9 protein-coding genes are annotated in these 10,330 nt (G+C 54.2%); 1 reads left to right on the top strand and 8 read right to left on the bottom strand.

Annotated features, from left to right (window positions below; genetic code table 11):
* The first annotated feature begins 26 nt into the window (after positions 1–26).
* On the top strand, positions 27–1,121 hold the full coding sequence (locus ACWAU0_RS01455) for a DUF8606 domain-containing protein (protein ID WP_458138091.1): 1,095 nt from the start codon (positions 27–29) through the stop codon (positions 1,119–1,121).
* 590 nt (positions 1,122–1,711) lie between these two features.
* Here ACWAU0_RS01455 and ACWAU0_RS01450 read toward each other — a convergent pair.
* The 8 genes from ACWAU0_RS01450 to ACWAU0_RS01415 form a co-directional block, all read right to left on the bottom strand.
* Positions 1,712–1,975 (bottom strand): hypothetical protein, encoded by a 264-nt coding sequence (locus tag ACWAU0_RS01450; protein WP_205453579.1) that lies wholly within the window; start codon positions 1,973–1,975, stop codon positions 1,712–1,714.
* Between the two features lie 237 nt (positions 1,976–2,212).
* On the bottom strand, positions 2,213–2,479 hold the full coding sequence (locus ACWAU0_RS01445) for a hypothetical protein (RefSeq protein WP_458138090.1): 267 nt from the start codon (positions 2,477–2,479) through the stop codon (positions 2,213–2,215).
* A 196-nt stretch (positions 2,480–2,675) separates the two neighbouring features.
* A complete protein-coding gene (locus tag ACWAU0_RS01440; protein WP_033158012.1) occupies positions 2,676–4,070 on the bottom strand; it encodes a sigma-54-dependent transcriptional regulator in 1,395 nt (464 codons plus the stop codon).
* A gap of 91 nt (positions 4,071–4,161) precedes the next feature.
* The gene (locus ACWAU0_RS01435; RefSeq protein WP_033157973.1) at positions 4,162–5,586 is read right to left on the bottom strand and encodes a sensor histidine kinase; all 1,425 of its coding nucleotides are present in this window, start codon (positions 5,584–5,586) and stop codon (positions 4,162–4,164) included.
* Positions 5,587–5,644: 58 nt separating this feature from the next.
* Positions 5,645–6,667, bottom strand: a complete 1,023-nt coding sequence (locus ACWAU0_RS01430) for a PIG-L deacetylase family protein (protein ID WP_033157972.1) — start codon at positions 6,665–6,667, stop codon at positions 5,645–5,647.
* 20 nt (positions 6,668–6,687) lie between these two features.
* Positions 6,688–6,843, bottom strand: a complete 156-nt coding sequence (locus tag ACWAU0_RS01425) for a carbohydrate porin (RefSeq protein ID WP_458139187.1) — start codon at positions 6,841–6,843, stop codon at positions 6,688–6,690.
* Positions 6,844–6,920: 77 nt separating this feature from the next.
* Positions 6,921–7,247, bottom strand: a complete 327-nt coding sequence (locus ACWAU0_RS01420; RefSeq protein WP_458138089.1) for a P-II family nitrogen regulator — start codon at positions 7,245–7,247, stop codon at positions 6,921–6,923.
* Between the two features lie 9 nt (positions 7,248–7,256).
* Positions 7,257–10,325, bottom strand: coding sequence for an efflux RND transporter permease subunit (locus ACWAU0_RS01415; RefSeq protein ID WP_458138088.1), 3,069 nt, complete (start codon positions 10,323–10,325; stop codon positions 7,257–7,259).
* Between the last annotated feature and the right edge of the window lie 5 nt (positions 10,326–10,330).

The raw sequence follows: 10,330 nt of genomic DNA, 5'->3' as shown, positions 1-10,330 counted from the left end.
TTTATTCATTTGTTGGGTGATACTTCATGCCGGTTAAAACACATTTATGGAAGGTCGGGAAAAAGCCAGAAATTTTGGATGAAGCGCGTTTGGACACCGAGAAGCTACTGGAGGAGATGATTGTCCAGGAACCCAGGATGCTTTCTGATGAGTGGTTGCTTATTGGGCAACAGGAACGAACTTACAACAACCAACCTCTAGACCTTCTTGCTATTGCGCCAGATGCCTCGTTAGTGCTCATTGAGCTAAAGCGAGAAAAAACGCCCCGGGAGGTCGTAGCCCAAGCGCTGGATTACGCATCATGGGTCGAGAAGCTTGAGCCTGAAAAGATCGTCGAAATTTATCGAAGATTTTCATCAGGAAGTGATCTTGCTGAAGATTTCGAGAAAAAGTTCCAACGAAAGCTCGATGAAAATGAACTGAATCAGAGTCATCAAATTATCATCGTAGCCGCAGAGCTTGATTCAAGCACGGAACGGATTGTTGCCTACCTAAATGATCGTTCAATATCTATTAACGTTTTGTTCTTCCAAGTTTTTGCGCACGGAGATGAGAAGATTATCAGCCGAACTTGGCTGCTTGACCCTGTTGAAACCCAGTCGGTTGCATCGAAACCTAGCGCAAATGACTCCGAGCCGTGGAACGGAGAGTTTTATTGCTCGTATGGGCACGGAGAGGTTCGGTCTTGGAACGAGGCCAGGAAATACGGATTTATTTGTGGCGGAGGAGGTGCTTGGTATAGCCGAACGCTTCAACTTTTGTCCCCAGGGGATCGCGTGTGGGTCAAAGTGCCTGGTGCTGGTTTTGTTGGTGTTGGTCGCGTTTTAAACGAGGCGGTTCCCGCATCACAATTTTCGCTTATCACTCCTGAGGGTGAAAGGCCCGCTCTGGAGGTTCTAGTCGCAGGTAGCTATCACCGAGAGTTCGTTGAAGACGAAGAAAAGTGTGAGTACTTCGTCCCCGTTCAATGGTTAGAAACCAAAGATTTGGGCAACGCCATTCAAGAAGTTGGTATGTTTGGAAATCAAAATACCGTTTGCAAACCAACTGCGACGAAGTGGAGATCAACTGTAGAGCGGCTAAAGCAAAGGTTTCCGATTTACGGGGGAGAAAATTCTTAACAACACTTTGTAGGGCTATAGGATGTGCTGAACAAAGTGAAGCGCATCGGTCGCTTGATCGTTTACATCGTGTTGAATTGCCACGACCTATTTTAATGTCGGGTCTCGGCCCGACAGCCGAGATACTTTTCTTTGCTTGTCCAAAGAAAAGTATCCAAAAGAAAAGACACCCGGATGCCGCTTATTCCCTGCGCTCCTCGCTTTTGAACGGGGGTTGCCGAAAGGGGCTTCCTTGCCCCTTCGGCAACGCGCCGCATCCCTGCGGCGCCCCTAGCGGGCTGATCCGTCCAAAAGCTCCGGTGCTCGGCGCGGCATACGGGATGAATACCGTCCCGGTTTCACGGTAAGGCCGAAAGGCGCAATTCGTAGGGCGTCAATAGGCGTAGCCGTATTGCGCCGTATGTTGGCTTTCAATCATTCGGCGCATGACGCTATCGCTAATGCGCCCTACAAAACTTCGGGTCCTACGCATGCAAGTCGGCTATCTTGCTGATTTGCTCGTTCAAAAGCTCCGATGCTCGGCACGGCATACGCGAAGAAAACCACCCCGATAAAACCATAGGCAGGAATAATCGTAAGCGTTTCCGGCTTTAGTCTGCGACTCGGCATTGCTCCGGTTTCCCGTCTTTGAAGGACGGCGAGATACTGATCGGTTCGGTCAAACCTTTCATCAGCAGCAGGTAAGCTTGCTGGTCGATACACACTTTATTGAGTTTCCAGGTTCGGACTTGGCCTTGAAGATCGATGTGTTCGATACTGATCTGCTCCAGCGGCAGGGAGCGGGCTTCTGGAGGCTTGGCGTAGCTAAGTTGGGTGATGGCGGCCAGTAATGTACCAAAAATTAATTTTCTCATGGGTGGACTCCGGGGTAAGTTTCAGAACAAGGCCGTAAGGGGTTAATAGACGTATCCGTCATGGGCCGTCTGTTGGTGTTAAATCATTCGGCGCATGGCGCTATCGCTGATGCGCCCTAAAAGAATTCGGTAGGCCGGACTCGATTTTTGTAGCTGCGCGGGTTGAACATTCGAGCGCCAGATATCCGGCTTTGGCCGCTTGGTGGTTTGAATTCGTCGGCGGGAAACCCCGCTTGGTTATACTGGGGTTTCTTCTAAATGCGTCGAGTCTTTTGCTCCACGGTTCTCCAAAATAACTCGAGCATTCTCGCCGGGGGCTCGTTGATTGGCGTAATTTTGTGCAATCGTTGAGTTCTGAGCGAGAACGCCCCACAAATTTGTCGAATGCTGAGCTTGGTGAACGCAGCCATCGGTGTGGACACGCCAATTGAGCCATCCTGGTGCAAAACAGCCGGATTTTGGTTGTATCTGGTGCAAATCTCCCGGCGTTTTATCGGCTGCCATTCGCATAAGTCCATAAAAATCAAGGAATAGGCTATTTGGCATCAACCTTGCTCTACTTAGATTGTGTTGTTACTCCTACCTGTTCTCATGTGTGGACGTGGCGCTCTGTTTGGTCGAAGTTCTTCGGACAGGCAGGGCGCATTTTTTTGCCCGAGATAAAATCTCTCCCGTATTAGCCAACCCGCACCAGCTCTGCTCAAAATTTACACTTCAAATGATACTTCTGCACCCGGTAGCGCAGAGTTTCCCGAGTCGTGCCGAGCATGCGCGCCGCGCCGGTGACGTTGGCGTCATTACGGTTTAGCGCTTCCTGGATGATGAATTTTTCCATTTCGTGCAGACTGATGCTGCCGTCCAGCGGAATGAACACGCCTTCCTGATTGACTTTGGCGTTGTGTGTGGCCGTCGTCGCTTGCGGGGCTTGTAGCTGCAACCATTCCACCGGCAAATTATGATCGTTGGACAACAACACGCAGCGCTCCAGCACATTGTGCAGCTCGCGGATATTGCCGGGCCAATCGTAGCTTTTCAGCATCTGCCAGGCTTGCTCCGGAATGTGGCTGACCGACTTGGCCGATTTGCGATTGCATTCGGCGATGAATTGCGGCACCAATTGATCCAGGTCCTGCTTATGTTCGCGGAGGGCCGGCATGCGGATGTTGATGACGTTTAAGCGATGATACAAATCGCGGCGGAACAAGCCTTCGGCCACTTTTTCCACCAGGTCCAGGTTGGTGGCGGCGATGATTTGTACGTCGATGCTGATCTCCGCTTCGCCGCCAACCCGGCGGATGCGTAGATCTTCCACGGCTTTTAACAGCTTGCTTTGCAAATCCAGATCCATTTCGCCGATTTCATCCAGAAATAGCGTGCCGGTGTGCGCCTGTTCGAACAAGCCGCGATGGCGCTTTTTGGCGCCGGTAAAAGCGCCGGCTTCGTAGCCGAATAATTCGGCTTCCAGCAGTTCCCGCGGCAGGGCGGCGCAGTTGATTTCCACCAAGGGCGCGGCGGCGCGGCTGCCGGAATAGTGCAGAATTCGGGCGATCATGCCTTTGCCGGTGCCGGTTTCGCCGCTGACGATCAGGCTGGAGAACGGGACGTTGGCGATTTGTTTCAGCATGGCCCGCAGCTGGTTCATGGCCGGGCTGGAGCCGATCAAGCTGTCGATGCTGTATTGATGGTTCTGCGACGCGGTTTGCTGCTCCAGGCGGCGTTGGGCGCGGGCGCTGCGGGCGGCGCCTTCCACTAACAGATTCAAGCGGTCCAGCGAGCAGGGTTTTTCGATAAAGTCGTAAGCGCCCAGGCGCACCGCGCGCACCGAATCGGCGACGCTGCCGTAGCCGGTCAGAAACACCCATTCGCTGCTGCCGATTTCCGGTTTGAGTTTCTCCAGCAAATCCAGGGCGTTGCCGTCCGGCAGGTTCATGTCCGATAACACCACCAGCGGGTCCAGCGCTTGTCCGCTGAGAAACTGTTCGGCTTGTTGCAGGGAATGGGCAATACTGACTTCCCAGCCACCCTTGCTAAAGTAACGCGCCAATTCGGAGGCTAACAGGGCTTCATCTTCAATAATTAACAGGGTATTGGTCATCATGGTTATGGCTGGTTTGCGAGTTACGGCATTGTATGCGATTGACGGGTATTCGCCGGCGCATTGCTGGAATTTGTGCGGGTGTGTCGTTTCAAGTCAAAGGTAAGCTCAGGCTGACCCGGCCGTGGCCGGCAGCATCGTTGTCCAGTTTGAGCTGGCCGCCCAGATCTTTGGCGAAGCGCTGCACCATCACCAGCCCCAAGCCACTGCCTTTTTCCTTCAAGCTGACAAACGGACGAATGCCTTGCCGCAAAAAGGCCTCATCGAAGCCGTCGCCGCTATCAATTACCGTCAGCGACAGGCGCTGGGCGTCTTGGGCAATATGCACCGCTACGCTACCGTTGCGGGTGCCGATGGCCTGCACAGCGTTTTGCAGCAAATTTAACAGGGCTTGGCGGAATTCGATTTCCGGCAGCATCAAGGAACTGTCGGCTTTGCCCTGCACCGTAAATTGGATTTTATCGGTGGCCTGGTATTTGAATAGCGTGATCAAGTCGTTGACGACTGCATTCACATCGGTAGGCTGGGCAATTTTATTGCCATGGCGCGCCGAGCTCAGCAGGTCGTTAAGGTGGTTGGTCAAGCGTTGCACTTCGCTATGCAATAGACCGATACGCTGGCGCAGATCGGGGTCGATGGCTTCGGACAGCAAATTTTCCAGCGCAAATTGAATAATCGCCAGCGGATTGCGCAATTCGTGGGCGGTGCTGGCGGCCATTTCGGTCAAGGCCGCCAAGCGCTCGGCTTTGGCTAGGCGCTGGCTTTGTTCGAGTAAAGCGTGACTGGTCTGCCGCACTTGCTGCTCCAGACGATTGGTGTAATGCAGATGCTCCTGTTCCAGTTCGATCAAGTGCTCGACCAAGTGATTGTAGCGGTCGAACAAGTCCCGCAAAATCGGATCAGCCGTTTCGCGCGTGATCGGCTGCTTCACGCCTTCCGCCAGGCCGGACAATAAATCGCGTAGCGCATCCAGCGGCTCTAACACATTGTTGCGAAAAAAATAATGGCCGATCCAAAACAGCAGCAGCGGCAAAATGACCGCTAGTTGCAGTTCCAACTGGCTGTCGTCCTCAACGCCGATCAGCATTTTCTCTTCTTCGTTGGTTTGCCGATCCAGGACTTGCCGGATCATATTCACGGAATCGATCAGCGCCTGCGGATCGCCGTTGCTGGCGGCGGCGAATTTGGCTTGCAGGGTGTTCAAATCGACCGAGACCGTGAAATCAGTGCCGTTGTTGTGGGCTTGCAGTAAATCCAGCAGTCGATCTTGTATGTCATTCAGGTGTTCGGCGGACAGATCAGGGTTGCTGCGATGCAAGGCCAATTGCGATTGCAGCTCCAGCAACTCGAAGATTGTTTCTTCCAGGTGGTGGCCTTTGCCGATGTCGGTTTCTATGGTCTGGATGCGTTGATGATTGCGCCAGGTCAGGCGGCCAATGGCCAGCAGTTCGCCTATCACCAATATGCTCATCACGATCGTGACGAAAATGACCGGACGTAGCAAAAGTTTTAGCATATTCGAGATCTCAGGTTGTTGACGGCCAAGCGCAGCGCCAGTTTGCGGGCAGATCCTTTCAAATTTTACGCCGACTCAAGGGATGATTATCAAATGTCTTGCGTACCTGCCGCCAATGCGCCAAAACCTGTTCGATACGGTTGCCGTCGTTGGGCTTGAGTAGGGTAAAGCACTCGCTGCTGCGCACGAAGGCCGACAAAAAATCGCCCATGATGCGTTGCTGGGTTTTGTATTCGGCCAGCGCAGCCCGCTTTAAGTTGATTTGCGCGGGCGATAGATTGACGCAAGCCCGGCTATGGCCGCGCAGCGGCAAGTCAGCGGGCAATACCAGCGGTTGATCGCTCCAGTCCTGCGCAATGCCCCAATTAGAGCCGGTCGGCCAGCCGTGTTGCCAATGAATCAGATAGGCCAGTAATTTGGGTTGTGGGCGCGGTGTCGGGGTTTCCAATAGCCACTGATGGACGGCCAGCAGCGTAAACATACCCAAGCCGGCATGGTCGGAATCGTTTTCCATCACATCCGGGAAGGCGATGATCGTCGGCTTGGTGTCGCGCAGAATGGCTACCAGCTCGTTGAGTAGATCTTGGCCGTCTTGGGCCAGTCCGCGGTCTTCCGCTTCCCGGTAGGGGACGTGGTCAAAGCCGGTATATTCGGAGCGCATCGGCTGGTTGCGCCGCCAATGCGAGATTAACGCTGAGTAGATACTGCCATCCGAGAACCCGAGTAAATCCAGATGGATAAAGCCATTGCCGAGTAGCTGAGCCGCGCGCCGCGACTCTTCCAGCCGCTTTTCGCCAAAGTCCAGATAATCCGCTGCCGACGGGTTGCGCTTCCCGCTGTCCAGCATCACCGCGCCGACGTAAGCATCGCCGGCGGTGACGACCGAGCTGCGCACTGTGCCGCCGTTTTGCAATACTTGTTGAATCAGGCCGGCCGCACTCAAACTTTCGTCGTCCGGATGCGGCGCCAGCACCAGCAGGCGTTCACCCTCGCCAATTGCCAAAGATTGTTCCGCGACGCTAATGTGCGGAGTAAGCAGTAACAGCAGACAAATGCTTAGATGCTTTAAAGAGGGGGGCATGGGAACTCCTAAAGTGTTGCCTAGAACTCAAAATGCGCTCTGACGCCATAGACATCAACCGGTCCGCGGTCCGCGTTATAGGCCGGATTGGCAATGTGCTGGTAATCCAGGGTCATCCAGGCGGACGGCAGCAGGCGCAGTTTGTAATAAATGTCCACTACTTGTTCGGAGTCGATTCGTGCAAACCGTGATCGACCAGTAACCGTATCAAGGAAAATAGCCGTCTGTGGCAGTGAGCTCGTGTTCCTCGGCTTCAGCCCAAATCCTTATCCCGTTCGCCGCTGCTGACGCGGCCGCCTTCCAGCACGTCCAGAATATACACCTTCCCGTCGCCATGATGCCCGCTATGGGCCGTGCGCAGGATGGTTTCGAAAATAATCTCCACCAAGTCGTCCGGCGCGAAAATCTCTAGACGCTTTTTCAACAGAAACGGCTTGTAATCTTGGCTGTGCTCAGTGCGCTCGCGGCCGAAGCCTTCGCAATCCATGATCGACATTCCCGGAAAACCCGGTATTTCCAGTAATGCCATCGTGATCTGGCTGAGCTTGTGCGGCTGCACGTAGGCGCGAATTTCTTTCATAGTAGTCCCCTAAAGCTCGTCAGGCTCGGCAAAATAACGATACAACGCGGGTAGCAAGGTTAAGGTCAAAATCGTGGCGGTGATCAAGCCGCCGATGATGACAATAGCAAACGGTTTGGCGGTTTCCGAACCGACGCTGGTGGACAGTGCAGCCGGAAATAAACCCAGCATCGCCATCAAGGCCGTCATCACCACCGGCCGTAAGCGGCTCACGGAGCCGTTGACGATGGCATCATGCAATTTCTGGCCGTCCCGGCGCAATTTGTTCAATTGCGAGACCAAAATCACGCCGTTCTGCACCGCAATCCCAAACAAGGCAATAAAGCCGACAGCGGCCGATACGCTCAAGTTAATGCCGGTTGCTAATAAAATCAGTAAGCCACCTATCATCGCAAACGGCACGTTCATCACGATCAGCAAGGCATTTTTAACCGACATGAATGCCCAGAACAGCAACACGAAAATGAGTCCCAAACTGATAGGTACGATGATGGCCAAACGCTTCATAGCCCGTTGTTGGTTTTCAAACTGGCCGCTCCAGACGATGTGATAGCCGGGCGGCAAATCGACTTGCGCCGCGACTTTTTCCTGTGCCTCGGCCACGAAGCTGCCTTGATCGCGGTCGATTAGGTTACATTTGATGGCAATTCGCCGCATATTGTCTTCGCGGCTGATACGGGACGCACCTTGGTTGATTTTGATGGTGGCCAGCTCGGAGAGCGGAATGCGTTGGCCGGTTGGGGTTTGCACGGTCAAACTTTCCAGATTGGCCACCGAATTGCGGGCGCTGTCCTCGTAACGCAAGGTGATGTCGAACCGGCGTTCGCCTTCCAGAAACTGCGAAGCCGCCTTGCCACCCATGCCGATTTCCATCACCCGCTCCACATCGGCGACATTGATGCCGTAACGCGATACCTTAGAGCGGTCGATGTCCACGATCACTTGCGCCAGGCCGGCCTGCTGCTCGGCCGCGACATCGGTGGCGCCTTGAATGCCGGCCAGGATATGCGTGACTTGATCGGCTCTGTCCTGCAAGGTTTGCAAATCGCTACCGAAAATTTTGATGGCGATTTCGCCCTTCACGCCGGAAATGGCTTCTTCGACGTTGTCCTGAATCACCTGGGAAAAGTTTGTAAGTATGCCCGGAAAAATCGCCAGCGCCTTGTCCATGGCTTGCACCAGATCGTCTTTACGTTTGTAACGCCAGGTATCCTTGGGTTTTAAGTCGATCAGCACTTCCAGGTTGTTAAAGCCTTTGGGGTCGGTGCCGTCTTCCGGCCGGCCCAATTGGGTGATGATGGTTTTGGCTTCCGAAAACGTTTCCAGTGTCTCGCGGACCTGCCGTTCCAGTTGTTTGGCGGTGGTGAGCGACACCGGGGTCGGCAGTGTAATGGTCAGCCAGATATTGCCCTCGTCGAGTTTGGGCATAAACTCGGTGCCGATTAGTTTTACGGACATGAAGCTCAGCACCAGCGCGGTGATCGCGCTAATAAATACCGCCCGGGCATGCCGTAACACCCACTCCAGCACTTGACGGTAACGATGTTCCATCGCATGCACCAGCGGATTGTGTTGTTCTGCCAACTTAGGGCCCAGTAAATAGGTGAGCATGGCCGGCATGAAGGTTAGGCTGAACAGCATGGATGCCACCAGTGCAAAGCTCAGGGTGTAGGCCATCGGCGAAAAAATTTTGGCTTCCACGCGCTGGAAGGTAAAAATCGGCAAGAAGGCGATGATGATAATGGCTTTGGAAAACAGGATGGGCCGGCCCATTTCAGTGGCGGTGGTGAGTAGCGATTGCCGCAGATGGCGAATATCGGCGTTGCGTTGCAAATCCAGGGTGACTTGCACCATCACTGCTTCCACCAATACCACCGCGCCGTCAACGATGATGCCGAAGTCGATGGCGCCCAAGGAAATTAGATTGGCGGAGATGCCGCCGAGATCGACCAAAATGAACGCGAACAGCAAGGAGAGCGGGATAATCAGCGTCACCAGCAGCGCCGCGACGAAGCGCCGCAAAAATACCAGTAGGATAATCAGGATCAACACCGCGCCTTCTATCATATTGTGTTCGACGGTATGGATGGTATGTCCCACCAGTTCGGTCCTGTCGTAGAACGGCGTGATTTTTACCCCCGGCGGTAAACCAAATTCGTTGAGTTCCTGGATTTTCTGTTTCACCCCATCCAGCACGTTGACCGCGTCGCGGCCTTTGATCAACAACACAATGCCTTCCACCACATCGTCGCGCTGGTTCATGCCCACCATACCGTTACGCGGCTGCGGTCCGACGCTGATCTCGGCCACGTCCTTGATACGCACCGGCACGCCGTCGTTGGTAGTGACGACGATTTCGCCTATTTCCTCCGCGGATTTCAGCAAGCCGGTGCCGCGCACCACCAAGGCTTCGTCGCCGTGCTCGATATAGCCGCCGCCGGTATTGGTATTGTTCGCGGCAATTGCCTGGAATACTTGATTGAGGTCGACGCGGTAATTTTTTAAGCGGTCCGGCTTGGCGGCGACTTTATATTCCTTCACGCCGCCGCCGAATCCGACCACGTCGGCGACGCCTTGCACCGAGCGCAAGCGCGGCTCGATGATCCAATCCTGCAAGGCCCGTTGCTCAATCAGTGGCAGATTTCTGGCATCGATCACGTAACGCAAAATCTCACCGACACCGGTGGATAGCGGACCCAGTTGCGGTTTGGCTTCGTCGGGAATGTCGGCATATTGCAGCCGTTCCAGCACTTGCTGGCGCGAGAAATAATCTTCAGCGGTGTCATCGAAAGTCAGCGTTACCACCGACAGACCGAAGATGGATACCGACCGCATATTCAGCAGATGCGGTAAGCCATTCATCTCCCGTTCGATAGGCAGGGAGATCTGCTTTTCCACTTCTTCTGGGGCCTGGCCGGGAAACTGGGTGACGACCTGCACAAAGACGTTTTGCACGTCCGGAAAGGCTTGTACCGGCAGATTTTCGAAGGCGATGATGCCGGAGACGGCAATCGCCAGCGTGGCGCCGATCACCATCAGCCGTTGTTGCAAACAAAACGCGATAAGGCGCTCGATCATGTGAT

It is taken from the genome of Methylomonas sp. Uni0009 (assembly GCF_054188105.3).
Note: the sequence above shows the minus strand (reverse complement) of the source record. Positions and strands in the feature narration are given on the sequence as shown.